Source organism: Limnospira indica PCC 8005, assembly GCF_000973065.1.
In the GTDB taxonomy this organism is placed as follows: domain Bacteria; phylum Cyanobacteriota; class Cyanobacteriia; order Cyanobacteriales; family Microcoleaceae; genus Limnospira; species Limnospira fusiformis.
The window spans coordinates 4,728,632-4,749,671 of the sequence record NZ_FO818640.1 but is presented as its reverse complement, the minus strand read 5'-3'; the positions used below and the strand labels follow the sequence as shown (position 1 = coordinate 4,749,671).

At 48.0% G+C, this 21,040-nt stretch carries 23 protein-coding genes; 13 read left to right on the top strand and 10 right to left on the bottom strand.

Annotated elements, in window-relative coordinates; all coding sequences use genetic code 11:
- Window positions 1-31 precede the first annotated feature (31 nt).
- Complete coding sequence (locus tag XZ46_RS35525) at window positions 32-181, bottom strand: hypothetical protein (RefSeq protein WP_006623890.1); 150 nt, start codon at window positions 179-181, stop codon at window positions 32-34.
- Between XZ46_RS35525 and XZ46_RS20800 the strand changes: the two genes are divergently transcribed.
- Entirely contained in the window at window positions 169-945 is a 777-nt protein-coding gene (locus XZ46_RS20800; RefSeq protein WP_006623891.1) for a hypothetical protein, read from the top strand. The genes XZ46_RS35525 and XZ46_RS20800 overlap by 13 nt on opposite strands.
- An 18-nt stretch (window positions 946-963) precedes the next feature.
- Here the strand turns inward: XZ46_RS20800 and XZ46_RS20795 are convergent, their stop codons facing one another.
- Window positions 964-1,266: a hypothetical protein gene (locus XZ46_RS20795; protein ID WP_035759228.1), complete on the bottom strand. Its 303-nt coding sequence runs from the start codon at window positions 1,264-1,266 to the stop codon at window positions 964-966.
- Window positions 1,267-1,802: 536 nt separating this feature from the next.
- On the opposite strand from XZ46_RS20795, the gene XZ46_RS20785 reads away from it, so the two are divergent.
- Window positions 1,803-2,267, top strand: a complete 465-nt coding sequence (locus tag XZ46_RS20785; RefSeq protein WP_008053561.1) for a DUF2752 domain-containing protein — start codon at window positions 1,803-1,805, stop codon at window positions 2,265-2,267.
- A 130-nt stretch (window positions 2,268-2,397) separates the two neighbouring features.
- Complete coding sequence (locus XZ46_RS20780) at window positions 2,398-2,664, top strand: TM2 domain-containing protein (protein WP_008053560.1); 267 nt, start codon at window positions 2,398-2,400, stop codon at window positions 2,662-2,664.
- Window positions 2,665-2,947: 283 nt separating this feature from the next.
- Here the strand turns inward: XZ46_RS20780 and XZ46_RS30585 are convergent, their stop codons facing one another.
- Window positions 2,948-3,169, bottom strand: coding sequence for a hypothetical protein (locus tag XZ46_RS30585; protein ID WP_162198548.1), 222 nt, complete (start codon window positions 3,167-3,169; stop codon window positions 2,948-2,950).
- A gap of 110 nt (window positions 3,170-3,279) precedes the next feature.
- Here XZ46_RS30585 and XZ46_RS20775 point away from each other — a divergent pair, with 110 nt between their 5' ends.
- Window positions 3,280-3,822, top strand: a complete 543-nt coding sequence (locus XZ46_RS20775) for a J domain-containing protein (RefSeq protein ID WP_008053559.1) — start codon at window positions 3,280-3,282, stop codon at window positions 3,820-3,822.
- On the opposite strand, the gene XZ46_RS20770 is transcribed toward XZ46_RS20775, so the two are convergent.
- From XZ46_RS20770 to gltB, 7 genes are all read right to left on the bottom strand, one after another.
- On the bottom strand, window positions 3,815-3,976 hold the full coding sequence (locus XZ46_RS20770; RefSeq protein WP_228116389.1) for a hypothetical protein: 162 nt from the start codon (window positions 3,974-3,976) through the stop codon (window positions 3,815-3,817). The genes XZ46_RS20775 and XZ46_RS20770 overlap by 8 nt on opposite strands.
- Window positions 3,977-4,437: 461 nt before the next feature.
- Window positions 4,438-4,719: a hypothetical protein gene (locus XZ46_RS20760; RefSeq protein WP_162198547.1), complete on the bottom strand. Its 282-nt coding sequence runs from the start codon at window positions 4,717-4,719 to the stop codon at window positions 4,438-4,440.
- A 76-nt stretch (window positions 4,720-4,795) separates the two neighbouring features.
- The gene (locus XZ46_RS20755; RefSeq protein ID WP_006669791.1) at window positions 4,796-5,074 is read right to left on the bottom strand and encodes a hypothetical protein; all 279 of its coding nucleotides are present in this window, start codon (window positions 5,072-5,074) and stop codon (window positions 4,796-4,798) included.
- Complete coding sequence (locus XZ46_RS38425; protein WP_396442592.1) at window positions 5,022-5,138, bottom strand: DUF6972 family protein; 117 nt, start codon at window positions 5,136-5,138, stop codon at window positions 5,022-5,024. The genes XZ46_RS20755 and XZ46_RS38425 overlap by 53 nt, the downstream gene beginning before the upstream one ends.
- Window positions 5,086-5,361, bottom strand: a complete 276-nt coding sequence (locus XZ46_RS20750) for a DUF6972 family protein (RefSeq protein WP_008053553.1) — start codon at window positions 5,359-5,361, stop codon at window positions 5,086-5,088. The genes XZ46_RS38425 and XZ46_RS20750 overlap by 53 nt, the downstream gene beginning before the upstream one ends.
- Window positions 5,362-5,373: 12 nt before the next feature.
- Window positions 5,374-5,553 (bottom strand): hypothetical protein, encoded by a 180-nt coding sequence (locus XZ46_RS30580; protein ID WP_162198546.1) that lies wholly within the window; start codon window positions 5,551-5,553, stop codon window positions 5,374-5,376.
- A 368-nt stretch (window positions 5,554-5,921) separates the two neighbouring features.
- The gene (gene gltB, locus XZ46_RS20745) at window positions 5,922-10,625 is read right to left on the bottom strand and encodes a glutamate synthase large subunit (protein ID WP_008053551.1); all 4,704 of its coding nucleotides are present in this window, start codon (window positions 10,623-10,625) and stop codon (window positions 5,922-5,924) included.
- Window positions 10,626-10,964: 339 nt separating this feature from the next.
- Between gltB and XZ46_RS20740 the strand changes: the two genes are divergently transcribed.
- From XZ46_RS20740 to XZ46_RS20705, 9 genes are all read left to right on the top strand, one after another.
- Window positions 10,965-13,403: a phosphodiester glycosidase family protein gene (locus tag XZ46_RS20740; RefSeq protein WP_006623901.1), complete on the top strand. Its 2,439-nt coding sequence runs from the start codon at window positions 10,965-10,967 to the stop codon at window positions 13,401-13,403.
- Between the two features lie 222 nt (window positions 13,404-13,625).
- Complete coding sequence (locus XZ46_RS20735) at window positions 13,626-14,036, top strand: phosphomannose isomerase type II C-terminal cupin domain (protein WP_006623902.1); 411 nt, start codon at window positions 13,626-13,628, stop codon at window positions 14,034-14,036.
- A gap of 149 nt (window positions 14,037-14,185) precedes the next feature.
- The gene (locus XZ46_RS20730) at window positions 14,186-14,515 is read left to right on the top strand and encodes a HesB/IscA family protein (RefSeq protein ID WP_006623903.1); all 330 of its coding nucleotides are present in this window, start codon (window positions 14,186-14,188) and stop codon (window positions 14,513-14,515) included.
- A gap of 204 nt (window positions 14,516-14,719) precedes the next feature.
- Entirely contained in the window at window positions 14,720-15,094 is a 375-nt protein-coding gene (gene rpsL, locus XZ46_RS30575) for a 30S ribosomal protein S12 (protein WP_006619092.1), read from the top strand.
- Window positions 15,095-15,219: 125 nt separating this feature from the next.
- Window positions 15,220-15,690 (top strand): 30S ribosomal protein S7, encoded by a 471-nt coding sequence (gene rpsG / locus XZ46_RS20725; RefSeq protein WP_006623904.1) that lies wholly within the window; start codon window positions 15,220-15,222, stop codon window positions 15,688-15,690.
- Window positions 15,691-15,759: 69 nt separating this feature from the next.
- Window positions 15,760-17,853 (top strand): elongation factor G, encoded by a 2,094-nt coding sequence (fusA, locus tag XZ46_RS20720; protein WP_035759237.1) that lies wholly within the window; start codon window positions 15,760-15,762, stop codon window positions 17,851-17,853.
- A 111-nt stretch (window positions 17,854-17,964) separates the two neighbouring features.
- Entirely contained in the window at window positions 17,965-19,194 is a 1,230-nt protein-coding gene (gene tuf, locus XZ46_RS20715) for an elongation factor Tu (RefSeq protein ID WP_006623906.1), read from the top strand.
- A 137-nt stretch (window positions 19,195-19,331) separates the two neighbouring features.
- Window positions 19,332-19,649 carry a 30S ribosomal protein S10 gene (gene rpsJ, locus XZ46_RS20710; RefSeq protein WP_006619096.1) on the top strand — a complete coding sequence of 106 codons (318 nt, stop codon included), beginning with the start codon at window positions 19,332-19,334 and terminating at the stop codon, window positions 19,647-19,649.
- Between the two features lie 105 nt (window positions 19,650-19,754).
- Complete coding sequence (locus XZ46_RS20705; protein WP_006623907.1) at window positions 19,755-20,396, top strand: LON peptidase substrate-binding domain-containing protein; 642 nt, start codon at window positions 19,755-19,757, stop codon at window positions 20,394-20,396.
- The last annotated feature ends 644 nt before the right edge of the window (window positions 20,397-21,040 follow it).

Below are 21,040 nucleotides of genomic sequence, written 5' to 3'. Positions count from 1 at the left end.
TCTCTGATTCAATAGTACCATTAGCCGGTTTTCAGACTGTCACAGCGATCGCCATATAGGTTAACACCTTCTGCATAATAATGATTACCACCCCTGAGAGATTATACTCTACCTGGTCTTGGGGAATGTCCCGCAGTGTGAAAATTTTGGACTTGAGGGCTTTTAAGTATGAAGTTACCATTTAATTTCGGTTTTTTTACCGCTGGATTTGTTTTGCTTTTATTGCTGACTTTTTCCATACTTCAGTGGCTAAATATTCCCAGTGGTAGTTTTGTGGATTGGATTATCGGTGGCATTACCTTTTGGTGGCTATTGTTAATAGTAACTGTTCCTTGGAATATACACTTTGATGCTAAGGAAGTTCTCGCCGAGGCGGCGGAGTCCGACAAAAAAGGGATTCGGATTGAACCCAGTCAGCGTTCTTATGTGCATAAATTAGTCAGTCGTTCTTTAGGGGTGGCGATCGCCTTACATATAGCTAGTGCGATCGTGCTTTTATCGTTATCATGGGCGGGAATTAGTGTAGTGGGATATATCGGCTCTGTAGCCGCGTTATTACTAACCATTTTACGTCCCTCTCTCCGAGGTTATCAATACTTAGTAACCCGTTTATCTATGGTACGTCGGGAGTTTTCTTATCCCCGCGAGGATGTAGTAGAATTGAGAAATAGAGTAGAAGTTGTGGAGGCTTTATTAGAGGTTACCAAGAAAAGTCTCGACCCGAATAAATCCAATTCTTGGGCATCCCAACAAAACCAAAAACTAGCTTTTTGTCAAAGTGAAATCACCCGTTTAGCCGCCGATATGCAAACTCTCAAAGCCACCAACCAATCCGAACATGAGCGCCTTTCGCGTACAGCCGAAAAGGCGATCGCGCAAATTACAGAAGATGGTAAAATTCTCAATAACGTGAGAGAAATTATCCGATTTTTCAAAGAAGCCTAATCATCCCTTGAAAATCTTTCACTCACTCATACCCACCTCATTAATTATTGATTGCGTTTGGTTATTGTTTATGGAGCTTCTCGCTTCTGTGTCCGTGTCTTGGTATTGGGGGACTTCTCCCGCTTCTGTTTCTGGTTTGGCTCCTTCTCCTGGGTCTGTTGTTTTATGGGCTTCCGGGGCTGGTGCGTCCTTCGTGGGCGTGCGTCCTTCTGCCCGGTCCTTCTCTCGCTGGGTTGGTGTGGTCTGGTTCTCCTCTCGTCGCGCCGCTGTGTCCTTCGGGCGTGCCGTGTCTTCCGAGGCGTTTGGCGGCGGGGTTATCACTGTTCGTCCCTGTGGGGGCTGGTGGGTTGTCTCAGTCCCCGTGTTTGTGGGCTCTGTTCGGGGTGGTCGGTTTGGTCGGAGCTTACCTCTGTCGGTGTGGGCGCTGTAGGGTGCGCCAACAACTATCGGGAAAACCAACTAACTAGGGGTTGCGACCCACGCGGAAAATTCTGTTGGGTGTCCCAACCCAAAAACACCATCTCTCACCTTCTGTTGGGTTTCACCCAACCTACAAAGCTGCTGTTGGGTTTCACCCAACCTACAAAGCCTGCTGTTGGGTTTCACCTAACCTACAAAGCCTGCTGTTGGGTGAAACCCAAGCGACAAAGCCTACAAAGCCTGCTTTTGGGTGAAACCCAAGCGACAAAGTTTAGTCGTAGCGATGATTGGTTGATGTAATTATTCTCATCTTTTGCCACCTTCACATCTGTACAATCGCCAACCTCATCAAAAGACTAGCACTATGATATACTTTGATCAGTATGTCAGGACATTCTCTGATCGGCAGTTTTGGGTTTGCTCAGGTCTGAAGTATAATGCGATTCCAGTTATCTTCCCAAAAATTATCTACTCAAGCCTTACAATGGCGCTATTTTAGCTTGTCTTGTGTCTCTTCTCCCCTTGTCGGTGCTTATTTATTAGGACATACTTCTGCTAGTTTTGGGTGGAAATGCCTGATTTTATCAGCGACGGGTATTCCTTGTCCTAGCTGTGGGATGACTCGTGCTTTTGTAGAAATTGCTAGGGGAAACCTCAGAGAATCTCTCTCCTATCATGGATTGGGAATCGGCATTTTTGTGGGTTTTTTATTGCTCACTATTCATTTATGTATTGAAATTTTAACCCGTCGTTATTTGTCTAGTTCCTTGCATGATTGGTTATTCAAGCATAAGATCGGGTTGCTAGGATGGTTTATGATCGTCTTATTTGGTTATCATGGGATTCGCTTGGCTGTTTTCTTCACAACCGGGGAACTCACCCTAAACCAGGCTTTCATCTAACCTGGGTAATGTCACAAATAATTGCTTAATGTAAACAAAAATTAAACAAATATAAATTAATTCTATAATTTTCCTGAGATGATCCCAATTGGGGCTAGTCTAAAAGAAAATGAGTTAGGGGTTAACATAGATGTCAGAACCTACATTACAGGAAGCCAATAGTAAGAAAGTTGCTGCTGGAGTTTTGGGAATTCTTTTGGGTGGATTGGGGATTCACAAGTTCGTTTTAGGGTATAATACAGAGGGGTTAATTATGCTGTTGTCAACCCTGTTTACTTGTGGAGTAGCAGCAGTAGTTGTAGGGGTAATTGGTTTGATAGAAGGAATTATTTATTTGACTAAAAGTGATGAAGAGTTTTTGCAGACTTATATGCTCAATAAAAAAGGATGGTTTTAACGTCTATAGACTGGTAAAATTCAAAAATCAGTATAATCTGAATATTACTGATTTTTTCTGATTATATTTCCGGCACTTTATCAAAAATGTTGATTAAGAGAAAGGCGATTTTATTAACTGGATTGACAGGAATCAGCCTCCTGTACTTTATAGCTTTTTCCAGTTTTTCGTTTCCGGTATGGATACGCGGTAATCTTGCCTTAATTCCCTTACAGGTGTTGGCTATTTTATACGTTATATACTGGAATAATCGACACTAAAATTGGGGACGGGTAAAATAAAGTTAGCGTCGATTCCCGTTTATAGGATTGGTGAAAGTCCTATGAAGGATACCTACAAAGTAACATAAGGGATGATGGCTAAAGGTTTGGGAAAAGAGGCGATACTGGCTGCTTCCGAGGGCGATCGCCTTTTCCGCAGTAGTATTAAATCTTTCCCCCCTACCCGCCTCTTTCCCGTAGTCGTAGGGTGCGACCCATGCGGGAGGTTCCGTTGCAGGTCTCAACCCAAAAACACCATCTCTCACCTTCTTTTGGGTGAAACCCAAGCGACAAAGCCTGCTTATCAGTGAGGAATGGCATGGGAAGTCAATTCGCGAGAGACTTATCAGGAAATATGAATAACCAAGATCTTCATAAACACTTAGCGGTTCTTGAGCTGGAGCCAGGCGCTTCCTTAGAAGAAATTAAAGCCTCTTATAAGGAACTTGTTCAGATTTGGCATCCAGATCGGTTTGATAGCAATTCCAATTTACAGCAACGTGCTCATCTACAGTTACAGCGGATTAATGAGTCATATGAAATTCTCAAAGATTATTGCGAACACAATGAGTATCGAACTCCTGAAGATAGTTCACAGAATGCTAGACAGAAAACTGAGAGTCAAAGATCAACATCCAATATCTTGAAGCGAGTTATAAACATTTTGAACGAAGTGCCAGGAATGACTCCAGCACACCATCGAGATTTCAATCGTGCCATACCAAGATTTAAACTTGGTGATGGTTCAGTGGTGAAAACCTGGAAAAATCCTGTAGGTGTCGATCATGTATTCATTGCAGACAAAAGTGGCAATATGATTTTTGGTGGTTTTGTCGGTTGGATTCATTCAAATGCTCTTCAGGAAGCCATTGACGAAATTCATAAAGACTTCACTTAATGCGATCCTGGCTTCCCCCAGGCTGCGCGATCGCCCAACGACTCCCCAGGGCGATCGCCTTTTCCGCAGTAGTATTAAATCTTTCCCCCCTACCCGCCTCTTTCCCGTAGTCGTAGGGTGCGACCCACGCGGGAGGTTCCGTTGCAGGTCTCAACCCAAAAACACCATCTCTCACCTGCTGTTGGGTTTCACCTAACCTACAAAGCCTTCTGTTGGGTGAAACCCAACCTACAAAGCCTTCTGTTGGGTTTCACCCAACCTACAAAGCTACCCGCCTCTTTCCCGTAGTCGTAGGGTGCGACCCACGCGGGAGGTTCCGTTGCAGGTCTCAACCCAAAAACACCATCTCTCACCTGCTGTTGGGTTTCACCTAACCTACAAAGCCTTCTGTTGGGTGAAACCCAAGCGACAAAGCCTTCTGTTGGGTTTCACCCAACCTACAAAGCCTTCTGTTGGGTTTCACCCAACCTACAAAGCTACCCGCCTCTTTCCCGTAGTCGTAGGGTGCGACCCACGCGGGAGGTTCCGTTGCAGGTCTCAACCCAAAAACACCATCTCTCACCTGCTGTTGGGTTTCACCTAACCTACAAAGCCTTCTGTTGGGTTTCACCCAACCTACAAAGCCTTCTGTTGGGTTTCACCCAACCTACAAAGCCTTCTGTTGGGTTTCACCCAACCTACAAAGCTACCCGCCTCTTTCCCGTAGTCGTAGGGTGCGACCCACGCGGGAGGTTCCGTTGCAGGTCTCAACCCAAAAACACCATCTCTCACCTGCTGTTGGGTTTCACCTAACCTACAAAGCCTTCTGTTGGGTTTCACCCAAGCGACAAAGCTACCCGCCTCTTTCCCGTAGTCGTAGGGTGCGACCCACGCGGGAGGTTCCGTTGCAGGTCTCAACCCAAAAACACCATCTCTCACCTGCTGTTGGGTGAAACCCAAGCGACAAAGCTACCATCTCTAAGCCTAAGAGGTTTCAGATATTTGCATGAATTTCGGAACTAGATAGCCGTCCCTCCAGTGGTTCATATTCATCTTCCAAAAGCCAGTTCTCGGCTTCTTCATAGTTGGGAAAAACTTTGACCAGACCATAACCTTCAGCCGGATCTAAAACAGACCAACTGTTCATTTTATCGCTCAAGAGAAGCAGGATATAAGGAGGAGATTGCATGGGATCGACCCAAACTTCTAAAAAATTCCAGTTATCCTTCACCTGGTCGGGTGCGAGGGATTGTGTGGTATCGGTTTTGTGCATCGATTTTTACCTCACCATAAAACAAAGGAGTCCTTGAACCATCGGGACTGATTCGATAGCCGATCGCCTCGGTAAAAAATAACCCAAGCGCGATCATAGTTGCGAATATTCCCCGTGTACTCACCTCTGTCTATGATAGCTTCAGCCACTCGTAGCATTGTCTCTTCATCATTAAAGATGTGGATTGAGCGCCCTCGCCGCAGCCATCTCTGTGACTGAGGAGTGTTAGGTAGGTGTTTAGGAATATGTTTCGGGTCAAGAAAAATATCCCGATGAATTCCGCTCATAATTATCGAGCCTTATGAGTTGCAGACATCAATTAAATTCGACAAGGATAGGCAGCATTTTCGGGCGATCGCCCTAGGGAGTCGTTGGGCGATCGCCTTTTCCGCAGTAGTATTAAATCTTTCCCCCCTACCCGCCTCTTTCCCGTAGTCGTAGGGTGCGACCCACGCGGGAGGTTCCGTTGCAGGTCTCAACCCAAAAACACCATCTCTCACCTGCTGTTGGGTTTCACCTAACCTACAAAGCCTTCTGTTGGGTTTCACCTAACCTACAAAGCCTTCTGTTGGGTTTCACCCAACCTACAAAGCTACCCGCCTCTTTCCCGTAGTCGTAGGGTGCGACCCACGCGGGAGGTTCCGTTGCAGGTCTCAACCCAAAAACACCATCTCTCACCTTCTGTTGGGTGAAACCCAAGCGACAAAAGCTGCTGTTGGGTGAAACCCAAGCGACAAAGCTGGTAGGGGCGGGTGCTAGATCAGCTACCGGAAAAACCCGTCAACTACCGGAACCCGCCCCCAGACGATCGCTTTTTAAGGCACAGCCGAACCGTGTCGCACCTGCCCTACACCGCAACCTTTTGATTACTAGCTGCCGAGGAAACCTCCGGCGTATTTTCCTCAGAAGGGGGAACCACTTGCCAGAATTTAGGTAGGAACTCAGACCAATTAGCCAAAATCGAAGCTGCCACCTTGCTACCAGTGCGATCGCTATGGTCTTGAATCAATCCCCGCAACTGAGCCTCACCTTGACTGGTCGCTACCCGTTGAATGCGGACAATTTCCCCATTCACACAATCGGGGAAAGATCCATCCAGGTCAAGGAAATAAGCAATACCGCCAGTCATTCCAGCCCCGACGTTACGGCCGACCTTACCGAGGACCACAACCACACCACCAGTCATATACTCGCAGCAATGGTCGCCTGCGCCTTCAATAACTGCTTGTCCCATAGAATTACGAACAGCGAAACGCTCACCCGCTTGTCCCCGTGCGAACAGAGTGCCTCCGGTGGCTCCATATAGACAAGTATTGCCAATAATCACATTTTCCCCAGAGTCCAGAGTCGAGTCATCACTGGGCTTAACAATCAACTCGCCGCCGTGCATACCCTTACCCACATAATCATTAGCCTCGCCATTGAGGGTTAAAATCATGCCGGGTAGGTTAAACGCGCCAAAACTCTGACCTGCTGACCCGTTAAAGGTGAGGGCAATTTCCCCAGAGAAACCACTATTGCCGTACATAGAGGCAATTTTCCCAGCAATGCGAGCGCCCACAGTGCGATCGGTATTGACAATATCCAAAGTTTTGGCAACCTTGTACTGATGGGAAATGGCATCAGAGATTTCTTGATCAGCCAAAATGCTGTCGTCTAACACCGGACCATTGCTGTGTACAGGTTCATGATTCAACCAATCATTACCCGGAGCGACCGGAGGCTGCATCAACACCCCTAAATCCAATCCTTTGGTTTTCGCCAGAGGTAAATCGCGCATTTTTAGGAGGTCCGATCGCCCCATCAAATCAGTCAGGGAACGGTAACCCAGCATAGCCAACAACTCCCGCACCTCTGATGCGACAAAATGGAAGAAATTAACCACATGGTCAGGAGTTCCTGGGAAGCGTTTACGCAACTCCTCCCGCTGAGTAGTGACCCCCACCGGACAACCATTGGTGTGACAAATCCGAGCCATGATACAGCCTTCGGAAATCATGGCGATCGTACCAAAGCCAAACTCTTCGGCTCCCATGAGAGCGCCCATGACCACATCCCAGCCGGACTTGAGACCACCATCAACCCGTAGGCGAACACGATCGCGCAATTGGTTTTCCATCAGTACCCGATGCACCTCCGTTAAACCCAACTCCCAGGGTGTTCCGGCGTGTTTAATGGAAGACAAAGGCGAGGCTCCCGTGCCGCCATCATGACCCGAAATCTGGATATAGTCCGCATTAGCCTTAGCTACCCCAGCCGCAATAGTACCAATACCAATTTCCGCTACCAGTTTCACCGACACCTGAGCATTAGGATTAATCTGATGCAAGTCAAAAATCAACTGTGCCAAATCCTCGATGGAGTAGATATCATGATGAGGCGGCGGAGAGATAAGCGTGACACCAGGTTTAGACCGTCGCAACATGGCGATATAGGGGCTAACTTTCTTGCCGGGCAGTTGTCCCCCCTCACCGGGTTTCGCCCCTTGAGCGACTTTAATCTCGATGGACTGGGCATTCATCAGATACTCTGGTGTTACCCCAAAGCGACCAGAAGCAACCTGTTTAATGGCAGAGGAGCAACTATCCCCATTTTTTAAGCCTCGTAGATATGGGCGACTGGGAGAAATGCCATCATCCCCGACATCAGATAAAGGCTTAAACCGGGCGGGGTCTTCGCCACCTTCCCCAGAATTTGACTTTCCGCCTAGACGGTTCATGGCGATCGCCAAAGTTTCGTGAGCCTCTGGCGACAGCGCCCCCAAAGACATTCCCCCAGTACAGAAGCGCTTGACAATATCCGTAATGGGTTCTACCTCATCAATAGAGATGGGAGAGCGATCGCTTTGGAAATCCAGTAAATCTCGCAGCGCCGCCACTGGGCTGTCTTTCAGGTAAGCCTGGTAAGTCGTGTAATGGTCTGCACCCTCACCGCGTACCGCCTGATGCAGTAACTTCGCCAATTCCGGGCTATTGCCGTGATATTCTCCCCGTTTAAAATAATTCACAAAGCCGTAGTTTTCCAGCTTTTTGCCTTGCATTTCCGGGAAAGCCTTAGCGTGAAACTGGCTGACCTCCATAGCCAACTCCGCCACAGTCAACCCTCCAATCCGAGAAGTCGTCCCCTTGAAGCCCAAATTCAACAGGTCTTCCCCGATACCGATCGCCTCAAAAATTTGGGCTCCTTGGTAAGAAGACAGTAGAGAAATCCCCATTTTCGAGAGAATCTTTAACAGTCCCCCTTCCACCGCCGCGCGATAGTTTTCCTGAGCCTGAACCATGCTCAAAGGTGGCATTTTCCCTTTTTCCATCGCCATCTGAGTTTTGGGTTCCGACCACCACTGTCGCACCGTCGCCAAAGCCAAATAGGGGCAGACAGCAGACGCACCATAGCCGATTAAACAGGCAAAATGATGGGTACTCCAGCATTGGGCAGTGTTCACCACCAACGAGCATTTCAAGCGGTCTCCCGACTCAATCAGATGGTGATGGACAGCCCCCACAGCCAACAGAGGAGGGATATAGGTATTTTCCCCATTCAAAGGCGATTGGCTCTCCGAGTTGCGATCGCTGAGAATCAAGATTTTCGCCCCCTGAGCCACTGCGGCGATCGCTTTTTCGCACAGAGCCTCCACCGCCAACCGCAACCCGTCCGGTCCCGTTGCCACCGGATACAGAGTAGACAGAGTGACCGCCTTTAAACCAGAGTCCGCCAGTTTTTGCAGTTCCGCCTCATTGAGGACTGGGGATGATATTTTTAGCATCCGCGCATCTTCCGGTTTAGGGTCTAGGAGGTTTCCGCGTTCTCCCAAGCGCATTTGTAGGGACATGACAATGCGCTCCCGTAGGGGGTCAATAGCCGGGTTAGTCACCTGAGCAAAGCGCTGTTTAAAATAGTCATATAGCAGGTGAGGTTGTTCCGAAATCACCGCCAGGGGGATATCATCTCCCATACAGAAAGTCGGTTCTTTCCCCAAACTCGCCATATCCGCAATCACCATTTCCACATCTTCCGAACCGTAACCAAAGGCTTTTTGGATAGCCAGGTCAGGAAGAAGAGGATTTTCTGTCCCCACAAAAGGTTGAGGCTCCAAATCGTAGCGGTATTTTCGCAGCCATTCCCCATAGTTGCATTTCGCCGCCACTTTCCGTTTAATATCCCAGTTTTTGAGGATTTCCGACTCCTCCAAGTTCACCGCGATAGTTTGTCCGGGTCCCAGGCGACCTTTTTCCAGAATTTCCGACTCGTCAACTTGTACTACTCCCGCTTCCGAGCCGACAATAATCAAACCCCCTTTGGTGATGCAGTAGCGAGCGGGTCTGAGTCCATTGCGGTCTAAGCAGGCTCCCACCTGTTTACCATCGCTAAATACTAGCAAAGCCGGACCATCCCAGGGTTCTTGTACTCCGCTGTGGAATTCGTAGAAGTCCGTAATTTCTGGATAGTCTTTCAGCAGCGGCTGATTTTGGTAGGCTTCTGGAACCATAATCATCAAAGACTCCGAAGGTTCCCGTCCTGTCCGCACCAGGAGTTCCATCACGTTGTCGAGGTTAGCCGAATCGCTGTTATTGGCATCCACAAAGGGTTTCAGGTCCCAAAGGCGATCGCCCCAAACCGGATGAGAGAGGATACCTTCCCGCGCACGCATCCAGTTAATGTTACCCAGAAGCGTGTTAATTTCCCCGTTATGCCCCAGTAACCGCATCGGTTGAGCGAGAGGCCAGCGTGGCATAGTATTAGTGCTGAAGCGCCTATGATACACCGCAAATTGACTTTCATAGTCGGGATTTTGTAAATCACGGTAAAACTCACCCAACACCGCCGATCGCACCATACCCTTGTAAACAATAGTCCGACAGGACCAGGAGCAAATGTAGATATCCTGTCCCCAGACTAAGCCCTCTTTTTCTAGGGCTACCCCACACTGGCGGCGTGCTAGATATAATTGACGTTCTAGGTCATCTCCCACCAGACCTTTTTTTGAGCTAACAATAAGCTGTTCAATGCAGGGTTGGTTAGCTGCCGCCATTGGTCCGAGGACTTCCGGGCGCACCGGAACCACTCGCCAACCTATCAGGTTCAGGTTTTCCGACTCCAGAACTTTGGCGATCGTATCGCGGGCTAACTGTTGTTTACCTTCGCCGTCCGAAACCTGATGATTGGGGTCCGAATTTTCTGAAGAACCCGCCTGGGGTAGAAATACCATTCCTACTCCATAGTCACCCTCTGGACTGACCCCATATCCTTCCGCTTGCAGTATTTTCCAGGGAATAGTAGTCATCACTCCGGCTCCGTCCCCAGAGTCGTAATCGGCACTACATCCTCCCCTGTGTTCCAGACAGCCTAGGGCTTTTAAGGCTTTCTCAATTATGCTATGGTTGGCTTTTCCGTTTAGGTCTGCAATGAACCCAACGCCACAAGCATCTCTTTCTTCCACCAGCCACCGAGGACCCGCGTAGGGTGTACCCAGGCTATTTCCCTGGTTAGATAACCGGCGAACTTTCAGGGTAGGGGGTTGATGGGGGTTGAAATTGGTTTCTTTTCTATCCATGTCTCGATCAATGGGTTTTGCTAGGGAAATTGCTGTCTGGTGTCCGTTGTCCGTGAAATGCCCTTAGGTATTATTATGTAGCCAAGATTCGTAGGGTGCGTCACATCCGACCGGCTACGAGAAACACCAACCAAAAGCGTTATTGTGACGCACTCCGTGTTGATTTACTCCGAAATTTTCGCATCGAGGGGCGGGTTCTGACGCGCGACTCTATTTCCACGCCCATTGTTTGTGAACCCGCCTGTACCCTATTCCAAGCCATAGCTCATAATTACCTAGGATACACGCGATTTTTGGTCTTGACTCACAAAAGTTTAAATCTGATTACATTTTGATTTCATGTTTAACTCATCCCGATTTTCTGTAAATTTGGCTGCTTTTTTCTGGTTGTTGTCCTCTCCCGCCCTTAGCACTCCCACTGAGGGGTTCGGCGGGGGTGTGGCATTAGCGGCGGGGTATACCATTGTATCAAAACCTATTCAATCAGGAACCGACATTGCCATCAACGGACAAAATTTGCCAGTTAATTGGCTAGAGTGGCAAGATTCTCGCATACCAGACCGCCTTGCTATTGGTATTAGCGATTTGGGCTTAATGCACTCCATGGGAGTCGAACTCCTTGATACCGATAACCACCAACAACAGCCCATTAGTTGGTTTGCATTTTCCCATAACGTGCCTACACACTATCAATCTGGCTACCGATACCTAGAGATTAGCGAACTGGCAGCCAGGGAAAATTGGCAAATTCAGATCCAGGGAAACCGTCTCGAAATTGTCACCCCCCCTAGCACTATTGAATCAGTGCAGGCTGATTTCATTGAAGATAATATCTGTGTTCCCGTGGCGGGTGCTTGTAGGGGCGGGTGCAACATATCCCACGGGAAAAATCAGCCAACTCCCCACACCCGCCCCTCGGATCCGGTGTTGAGCGGGGCTGATTTCGGCATCCCCCCTTACACAGTCGCCCTAGCTTCTTTGGGGGAAACGACTGGTGACAGAACCGCCGGACGGGTTCAAGAATTATCTGACCTCCCCACCACAACACTCGTCAACCCGCCAGGACGCAACTCGGAAAATTTCTGTCGCCGTTTTGTCGTTAGACTCACCAACCCAGCCAATTGGCAAACTCCTAGTATCATCGGGCGCAGCATATCTCCCCAAAACCTCGATATATCTGATCTTCCCCCCCCTCTGCAAGAGTTACTTAAACCACCGTCCCCACAACCAGAACCAGAACCTGAGCCAACAGAGGAAACCAACTTAGAAGATGAAGGGGATAGGCAACCTTCACCCCCACCACCCCAGGAATTACCGCCTTTGGTATGGTGGTCAATTCCCTTGGAGGCTACATCGCCTCACCTCTCCAATAGTAGCGGCTCGCACCAGCTACTCGGTTCCGTAATTTTGCCTGGTAATAATATCCAATCTCTCACCCCCTCCGAGAGTTCATCAGATCTCTGGACAAATTTAATGGGGTTATGGGTAGATTCCCAGAACCAGCAAACTCGCCTGATTTTCAGCACTCCCACCGGGTGGCAGCCTGTGATCACCTCTAGTGCCGTGCTACCGGAAATTAACATCGAAATTCGCCCCGATTTTTGGCGCGATCGCAATATCGTTTGGGCTGAGGGACTGCGCTGGCAACAAAAATATATCGATCTTAATAGCCACCAGAGGCTATTTACACCCCCACCCTCAAACTCTACTGGCCGCGAGTCGGCTAGGTTCCCAGTCGTTTGGTTAGAGATAGACTTAAATAACCAGGGAATTTCCCTACAACCGATTCTCAGCCGACCAGGATCTCGCTCCGGTGTCAGCCCCTTGGTTCATGTCGCTAGTAGCACCAGAGCCGCCGCTGCCATCAATGGCGGATTTTTCAATCGCAATAATCAATATCCCCTGGGAGCCATCAGACATCAAAATCGCTGGCTCTCTGGCCCGATTCTCAACCGGGGGGCGATCGCTTGGACAGACCAAAACCAATTTTTTATCGATCGCCTCGAACTTTCACAAACCTTGTTCCCCGACCGTCGTGAACCTATCCCCCTTGATCGCCTCAATAGTGCCTTTATTCAACGGGGACTATCTCGCTATACTTCTGACTGGGGAAGCACCTATAGCCCTTTTACTCCCAGAGAAATTGCTATCACTGTTCAAGGCGAAACCATTATTAGTCACCAAGTCCTCGACTCCATTAACTTTTCCGCCGTCCCTATTCCCGACGATGGCTATTTACTAATTCTGCGAAATGAACCCGAAATAGCTTTAGCCCTCGGCATAGATGAAACCCAGTGTATCGGGTTGGTTTGTCCCCCTAGCACCCAGACAGAACACCAACCCCTACCCGTGCAACTTGTTGATGAAACTAATCCGCCCGATTTTGCTGAATATCCCCATATTCTGGGGGCTGGTCCTCTGTTACTGCGGGGCAACCAAGTAGTCCTAGATGCTAGGGCCGAAAACTTTAGTGATGCTTTTAATACTCAAAGGGCTATCCGCAGTGCCGTCGGTCTGAAAACTAACACCCCAGGGCGATCGGGCAGCGACTCCCCAGCAGTATCGCTTTTATTAGTCGTAGTCCATCCACGTCTTGGTGGTCCTGGACCTTCTCTGGCTGAATTAGCAGAGTTAATGAAACAGTTGGGGGCTACTGATGCTCTCAATTTGGACGGTGGTAGTTCCACTGGTCTCTATTTAGGTGGGTATCTACTCGATCGCCCTCCTCAAACCGCCGCCCCTATTCACAATGCCCTGGGTGTGTTCTTATCCCCTTAAAAACTATGACTTCTATGTAAAGCTATGGGTGGCTACCGTAAAGTTTTGATAAAATCTGGTAGCTATCACCGCATTCTGAGGCAAACCGGGTGACATCTTCCCTAATCTGTTTGCTATGGTGGTTTGTAGGAATCAAGGCTCAATGTAAAGGCTCGAACCTCGAGCATCTAAAGCCCTGAGCTAGTGCCAAATTTATCCTAATTTTTTCAAGGACAGATTGCTATGGTAGCCATCAAAGAAAATCCTCAAGTTGCAGCCACACTCGTCGCCACCATTCCCCAATTGCCTTCAGCCACTGAGTTGCGGCCTTGGGGTTCTTTTACCGTATTAGAAGAAGGACCTGGCTACAAAATTAAACGCATTGAGGTAAACCCAGGCCATCGCCTTAGCTTACAAATGCACCATCATCGCAGTGAACACTGGATTGTAGTTTCTGGTACTGCTAGAGTTACCTGTGGCGATCGTGAAGAGGTACTATTTTCTAATCAATCGACTTATGTGCCTCAATGTACAACCCACCGCCTGGAAAATCCCGGCGTGATACCTCTGGTTTTGATTGAGGTTCAGAATGGAGAGTATTTAGGGGAAGATGACATTGTTCGTTTTCAGGATGACTACTCCCGCAGCCGCTAATCTCCAGGAATTCCGCATTCTATCAGTGTTGATTGCCTGAATTGCCTTAATGTATTTGTGTAGTTGTCTCCTGTAGCTGTATAATTACGGCTTGACCCAAAATCCAGGGTGCTTATGGTCGATCCTCAGTTATCGGTTATCTCTGAACTATGATTCATCTAACCCAATCTGCCACTAATGAAGTTTTACGCCAACAGTCTAGGAAGAATGACTCCAACCTATTGTTTCGACTAGGAGTTAAGTCTGGGGGGTGTTGTGATTGGGTTTATACCTTCAGTTTGGAACCATCAGCCACAGCCAACGATGGCGTTTATCAGTGTGGTTCGATTAAGATAGTGATTGATAGCCACAGCGCTCCCTACCTGGAGGGATTGACCCTAGACTATTCAGAGGATCTCATGGGGGGAGGCTTCCGGTTCGATAATCCTAATGCAGCCAAGACCTGTAGTTGTGGTCACTCTTTTGTCCGTAAGTCCTGATATTAGGGAGTTGCGTCCGATTCGCTTCCGTATTTCCAAAAAAAGTTTGCCAAAAGCAGTTAGATCGTTTAAAATAAAGTTTTGGGTATCAGAATCTAACTTATAGATAGAAAGGAAAATCCCATCCCCAAATCGGGGAGGGCTATTTCGGTGGAGATACCGCAACCCCTAAAATTGACGAATTCATAGATTATGTCGTAACTCATGCCCACTATACAGCAACTAATTCGTTCTGCACGAGAAAAGACTGATAAAAAAACCAAGTCTCCAGCCCTGAAAAGTTGTCCGCAACGTCGTGGGGTTTGTACTCGTGTTTATACTACAACACCTAAAAAACCGAATTCAGCACTTCGCAAAGTAGCAAGGGTGCGCCTGACTTCAGGATTTGAAGTGACAGCATATATACCGGGTATTGGTCATAACTTACAAGAACACTCTGTGGTAATGATTAGAGGCGGTCGGGTGAAAGACTTACCAGGCGTTCGATATCACATAATTCGTGGGACATTGGACACAGCGGGAGTCAAAGATCGTCGCAACGGCCGTTCTAAATACGGAGCCAAACGCCCGAAGGCTTAGGACCGGAGTATGAATTAACCCAAATTTTGGCAGCCTAATTTTATGGGCGGGTCTGGTTGACATGGGTTATTGTAGGTCTTGCTGGCTCGGCAGGAATTTAAGATTGTGTTGAGGGAAAATTTAGTATGTCTCGTCGTAGAGTTGTTCAAAAACGTCCGGTTCCTCCTGATTCTAGGTATAACAGTCGCCTGGTGAGCATGATGGTGCGTCGCATCATGAGGCACGGCAAAAAATCTGTAGCTCACAACATCGTTTATGATGCTTTGGCTACTATTGAGGAACGGACGGGATCTGATCCTCTGGAATTGTTTGAAAAAGCCGTGAGAAATGCGACTCCTTTGGTAGAAGTTAAGGCTCGCCGGGTGGGAGGAGCGACTTATCAAGTTCCCATGGAAGTGCGTTCCGAAAGGGGAACCACCTTAGCTTTGCGGTGGTTGATTCACTTTTCGAGGACTCGTTCAGGGCGATCGATGGCTAGTAGACTAGCATCAGAACTGATGGATGCAGCCAATGAAACCGGGAGTGCAGTTCGGAAGCGGGAAGAAACGCACCGGATGGCAGAAGCCAACAAAGCCTTCGCCCATTATCGGTATTAAAATATTGGATTAGCAGTCAGTTCCAGAAACGTATAAAATCTTAATAAAGGTTTAAAAAAGGAGGTAGCTGTGGCACGTACCATCCCGCTTGAGAGAGTACGTAATATCGGCATCGCAGCCCATATCGATGCGGGCAAGACAACCACTACGGAGAGGATTCTATTCTATTCGGGTGTGGTTCACAAAATGGGCGAGGTTCATGAAGGAACTGCTGTAACGGACTGGATGGCTCAAGAGCGGGAGCGTGGTATTACCATCACGGCTGCCGCCATTAGTACCAGTTGGCTAGATCATCGCATTAACATCATTGATACTCCTGGTCACGTTGACTTCACCATTGAAGTAGAACGGTCTATGCGGGTTCTTGATGGGGTGATTGCAGTTTTCTGTTCTGTCGGTGGCGTACAGCCTCAGTCAGAAACGGTTTGGCGGCAGGCTGAACGCTATCAGGTTCCCCGAATTGCATTCATTAATAAAATGGATCGCACCGGGGCGGACTTTTTTAAGGTCTATGGTCAAATCCGCGATCGCTTGCGAGCTAATGCAGTACCGATCCAGGTTCCCGTAGGTCGTGAGAGTGACTTTCACGGCTTGGTAGATCTAGTCGCGATGAAGACTTATCTGTACACCAATGACCTGGGAACTGATATCCAAGTCAGTGATGAGATTCCAGAGGAAGTCCAAGATTTGGTAGCAGAGTATCGGGAAAAACTCCTAGAAGCTGTAGCCGAAACGGATGAGGCTTTGATGGAGAAATATCTCGAACAGCTCGAAGGTGGGGAAGCTCTCACAGAAGAAGAAATTCGTCATAGCTTACGTCAAGGGACAATTAAAGGCTTGATTGTTCCGGTAATTTGCGGTTCTTCTTTCAAAAACCGAGGGGTTCAAAGGCTTCTGGATGCTGTGGTAGACTATCTTCCGGCTCCCACAGAAGTGCCTCCCATTAAAGGGGTACTACCGGACGGAGAAGAGGGGGTTCGCTATGCGGATGATGATGCACCGCTATCAGCCTTGGCGTTCAAAGTGATGGCTGATCCTTATGGACGTTTAACTTTTGTGCGGGTCTATTCCGGTGTTCTCCAGAAAGGAAGTTACATCTACAATGCCACTAAGAACAAGAAAGAGCGGATTTCTCGCTTGATCGTTCTCAAGTCTGATGAACGCATTGAGGTAGAAGAACTCCGAGCCGGGGACTTGGGAGCGGCTTTAGGTCTCAAGGATACCCTGACTGGGGATACAATCTGTGATGAAGCCAACTCGATTATCCTGGAGTCCTTATATATCCCAGAGCCGGTGATTTCGGTGGCGGTAGAACCCAAAACCAAACAGGATATGGAGAAACTCTCCAAGGCTTTGCAGTCCTTATCTGAGGAAGATCCGACTTTCCGGGTATCAATTGACTCGGAGACTAACCAAACGGTAATTGCTGGAATGGGTGAACTACACCTGGAAATTCTGGTAGACCGGATGTTACGAGAGTTCAAGGTGGAAGCTAACATTGGCGCTCCCCAGGTGGCTTACCGTGAGACTATCCGTAAGTCAATTCGCACCGAAGGAAAGTTCATCCGTCAGAGTGGTGGTAAGGGTCAGTATGGCCACGTTGTGATTGAATTGGAACCGGGTGAGCCGGGAAGTGGATTTGAATTTGTCTCCAAGATTGTTGGGGGTTCTGTTCCCAAGGAATATATTAATCCGGCGGAACAGGGGATGAAGGAAGCCTGCGAGTCCGGTGTGATTGCTGGTTATCCACTCATCGATGTCAAAGCTACTCTGGTGGATGGTTCCTACCATGAGGTTGACTCCTCGGAAATGGCCTTTAAGATTGCCGGTTCCATGGCGATTAAAAATGGTGTCACCAAGGCTTCACCTGTGCTGTTGGAGCCGATGATGAAAGTTGAAGTGGAAGTTCCCGAAGATTTCATTGGGAATGTCATCGGGGATCTAAACTCCCGCCGTGGTCAGATTGAGGGTCAGGAAACTGATCAGAGTCAATCCATTGCCAAGGTAGTGGCTAAAGTTCCTCTGGCTACAATGTTTGGCTATGCGACGGATATCCGCTCGAAAACTCAAGGCCGGGGGGTCTTCTCGATGGAGTTTAGCCATTATGAAGAGGTGCCTCGGAGTGTGGCAGAAACTATCATTGCGAAGAGCAAAGGTAACTAGAGATTAGGATGGTGGCGCGAGCGCGGTGGTGGTGTAAACTGCTGCGATCGCACCAACTATGCGGTCTCGAACTTGATCATTCATTACTAGAAGAACAAACGAAACAATAATATGGCACGCGCAAAATTTGAACGGAACAAACCTCACGTTAACATTGGTACGATCGGTCACGTTGACCACGGTAAAACCACGCTGACTGCTGCTATCACCATGACATTGGCTGCCTCTGGTGGTGCTAAAGCTCGTAAGTATGATGATATTGATGCGGCTCCTGAAGAAAAGCAGCGGGGTATTACCATCAATACCGCTCACGTAGAGTATGAAACTGAACAACGCCACTATGCTCACGTTGACTGTCCGGGACACGCTGACTATGTGAAAAATATGATCACTGGTGCTGCCCAAATGGATGGTGCAATTCTGGTGGTTTCAGCGGCTGATGGTCCTATGCCTCAAACCCGTGAACATATCCTGCTGGCGAAACAGGTAGGGGTTCCTAGTATCGTGGTTTTCCTGAACAAAGCCGATATGGTAGATGATGAGGAACTACTGGAACTGGTGGAATTGGAAGTTCGCGAACTGCTAAGTTCATACGATTTCCCCGGTGATGATATTCCCATTGTTTCTGGTTCTGCTTTGAAAGCATTGGACTTTCTGACAGAAAACCCCAAAACTACTCGCGGTGAGAATGATTGGGTTGACAAGATTCATGCTCTGATGGATGAAGTAGATGCTTATATCCCCACTCCTGAGCGCGATATCGATAAGCCTTTCTTGATGGCTGTGGAAGATGTTTTCTCGATTACTGGTCGGGGTACGGTGTCTACAGGCCGGATCGAACGGGGTAAAGTCAAGGTGGGTGACACTGTTGAACTGATTGGAATTAAGGATACCCGCACCACTACTGTAACTGGGGCGGAAATGTTCCAGAAAACTCTTGAGGAGGGGATGGCGGGAGATAACGTCGGTCTACTGCTGCGGGGTATTCAGAAAAATGATGTTCAACGGGGTATGGTAATTGCTAAACCCAAATCAATTACTCCCCACACTAAGTTTGAGGCGGAAGTTTATATCCTCAAGAAAGAAGAAGGCGGACGGCACACTCCTTTCTTTAAAGGTTATCGTCCTCAGTTCTATGTACGGACTACTGATGTAACCGGGACTATTGATGAGTTTACTGCTGATGATGGCAGCACTCCGGAAATGGTTATCCCTGGTGACCGGATTAATATGACTGTACAACTCATCTGCCCGATCGCTATTGAGCAAGGGATGCGTTTCGCTATCCGTGAGGGTGGTCGTACTGTTGGTGCGGGTGTAGTTGCTAAGATTCTGGCTTAGAACTAGAATCCGATCGCTAGATTCTGAACTGATCAATTAAGTGGCAGGAAAGTGATCCGAGTTGAGGACACTTTTCTGCTCTCTCTACCCTTGCTTATTCAATTCAACTGAACCTCGAAAACTAAACAATTTAGACCATGGCTACCATTCAGCAGCAAAAAATTCGCATCCGTCTTAAAGCCTTCGATCGCCGCTTACTTGATACCTCCTGCGAGAAGATCGTCGATACGGCTAACCGCACCGGAGCTACGGCCCTCGGTCCGATTCCTTTACCAACTAAAAGACGCATTTACTGTGTCCTACGTTCTCCCCACGTTGATAAGGATTCACGAGAACATTTTGAAACCCGGACTCACCGCCGCATTATTGATATTTATCAACCTTCCTCAAAAACAATTGATGCTCTCATGAAACTCGATTTACCCGCTGGGGTGGATATTGAGGTGAAATTGTAGGATCACTAGGGGCGATCGCTCTTCAATATATTTGGTGATCGAAACAGGGGTCGTCCGAAATCGGCTAAAGTATAAAGAAAGAAGCGCACACTGTACTAAGGGACAATGGCATCATCTTCCTCTCTTGCTGTTCGAGAACTTCCCCTGTTTCCTCTACCGGAAGTGGTTCTGTTTCCACATCGACCCCTACCTTTACATATTTTCGAGTTCCGTTATCGAATTATGATGAACACTATCCTAGACGGCGATCGTCGCTTTGGGGTTTTGATGTTCGATCCTACTCAAGGACAAGTGGCTTCGGTAGGCTGCTGTGCTGAGGTCATTCAGTATCAGCGTTTACCTGATGATCGCATGAAAATTGTGACCTTGGGACAACAACGATTTCGCGTCCTCGAAGCTGTCCGGGAAAAGCCTTATCTGGTTGGTTTGGTGGAATGGATCGAAGATGAGCCACCAACTACCGATCTTAGACCTTTGGCTAAGGATGTGGCTAATTTACTGCGAGATGTGGTTCATCTTTCCAGTAAGTTAATGGATCAGCCCATCGAATTACCCGATGATATTCCTGATTTACCCACAGAGTTATCCTACTGGGTTGCTAGTAACCTCTATGGGGTGGCAGCGGAACAACAGATGCTTTTAGAAATGCAGGATACTGTAGCTCGTTTGGAAAGGGAAGCTGAAATTCTGACTTCAACTCGCAATCATTTAGCTGCTAGAACTGTGTTAAAGGATGCCCTAAATTAGGGCAGTAGTTGACAGACCAAGCCTGCCTCATGAGACAAGGCAGCCCTTGTCTCTACGGCGGCGGGATTTTTTCGTTAATATTCTGCGCCTGGGCTTATTTATCCAGATTAAATGTTGAAAAAAAAATCAACACCCCTCGCGCCCAGCCTCACCCGGAAAAGGGGCTTGACTTAGTGAGCGAGTTGGGGTAGTATATTTATATAATGGAAATCTGTGCTTAAAAAATATTTTGGTCAAGCCTCCCATTATAAGGAATTACCTCCCAGCTTACCATAATTTCCCGCCACCTGTCAACCCCTCCACGGGCGGCGCAATTAATTTTTGTTGAAAAAAAAATCAACACCCCTCGCGCCCAGCCTCACCCGGAAAAGGGGCTTGACTTAGTGAGCGAGTTGGGGTAGTATGTTTATACAATGGAAATCTGTGCTTAAAAAATATTTTGGTCAAGCCTCCCATTATAAGGAATTACCTCCCAGCCTACCATAATTTCCCGCCACCTGTCAACCCCTCCACGGGTGGCGACATTAATTTTTGTTGAAAAAAAAATCAACACCCCCTCGCGCCCAGCCTCACCCGGAAAAGGGGCTTGACTTAGTGAGCGAGTTGGGGTAGTATATTTATATAATGGAAATCTGTGCTTAAAA

Coding starts and splice junctions, on each gene's coding strand:
- XZ46_RS20800 (WP_006623891.1), top strand. CDS start 169: ATGAAGTTACCATTTAATTTCGGTTTTTTTACCGCTGGATTTGTTTTG.
- XZ46_RS35525 (WP_006623890.1), bottom strand. CDS start 181: ATGGTAACTTCATACTTAAAAGCCCTCAAGTCCAAAATTTTCACACTG.
- XZ46_RS20785 (WP_008053561.1), top strand. CDS start 1,803: ATGCGATTCCAGTTATCTTCCCAAAAATTATCTACTCAAGCCTTACAA.
- XZ46_RS20780 (WP_008053560.1), top strand. CDS start 2,398: ATGTCAGAACCTACATTACAGGAAGCCAATAGTAAGAAAGTTGCTGCT.
- XZ46_RS20775 (WP_008053559.1), top strand. CDS start 3,280: ATGAATAACCAAGATCTTCATAAACACTTAGCGGTTCTTGAGCTGGAG.
- XZ46_RS20755 (WP_006669791.1), bottom strand. CDS start 5,074: ATGCACAAAACCGATACCACACAATCCCTCGCACCCGACCAGGTGAAG.
- XZ46_RS20750 (WP_008053553.1), bottom strand. CDS start 5,361: ATGAGCGGAATTCATCGGGATATTTTTCTTGACCCGAAACATATTCCT.
- gltB (WP_008053551.1), bottom strand. CDS start 10,625: ATGGATAGAAAAGAAACCAATTTCAACCCCCATCAACCCCCTACCCTG.
- XZ46_RS20740 (WP_006623901.1), top strand. CDS start 10,965: ATGTTTAACTCATCCCGATTTTCTGTAAATTTGGCTGCTTTTTTCTGG.
- XZ46_RS20735 (WP_006623902.1), top strand. CDS start 13,626: ATGGTAGCCATCAAAGAAAATCCTCAAGTTGCAGCCACACTCGTCGCC.
- XZ46_RS20730 (WP_006623903.1), top strand. CDS start 14,186: ATGATTCATCTAACCCAATCTGCCACTAATGAAGTTTTACGCCAACAG.
- rpsL (WP_006619092.1), top strand. CDS start 14,720: ATGCCCACTATACAGCAACTAATTCGTTCTGCACGAGAAAAGACTGAT.
- rpsG (WP_006623904.1), top strand. CDS start 15,220: ATGTCTCGTCGTAGAGTTGTTCAAAAACGTCCGGTTCCTCCTGATTCT.
- tuf (WP_006623906.1), top strand. CDS start 17,965: ATGGCACGCGCAAAATTTGAACGGAACAAACCTCACGTTAACATTGGT.
- rpsJ (WP_006619096.1), top strand. CDS start 19,332: ATGGCTACCATTCAGCAGCAAAAAATTCGCATCCGTCTTAAAGCCTTC.
- XZ46_RS20705 (WP_006623907.1), top strand. CDS start 19,755: ATGGCATCATCTTCCTCTCTTGCTGTTCGAGAACTTCCCCTGTTTCCT.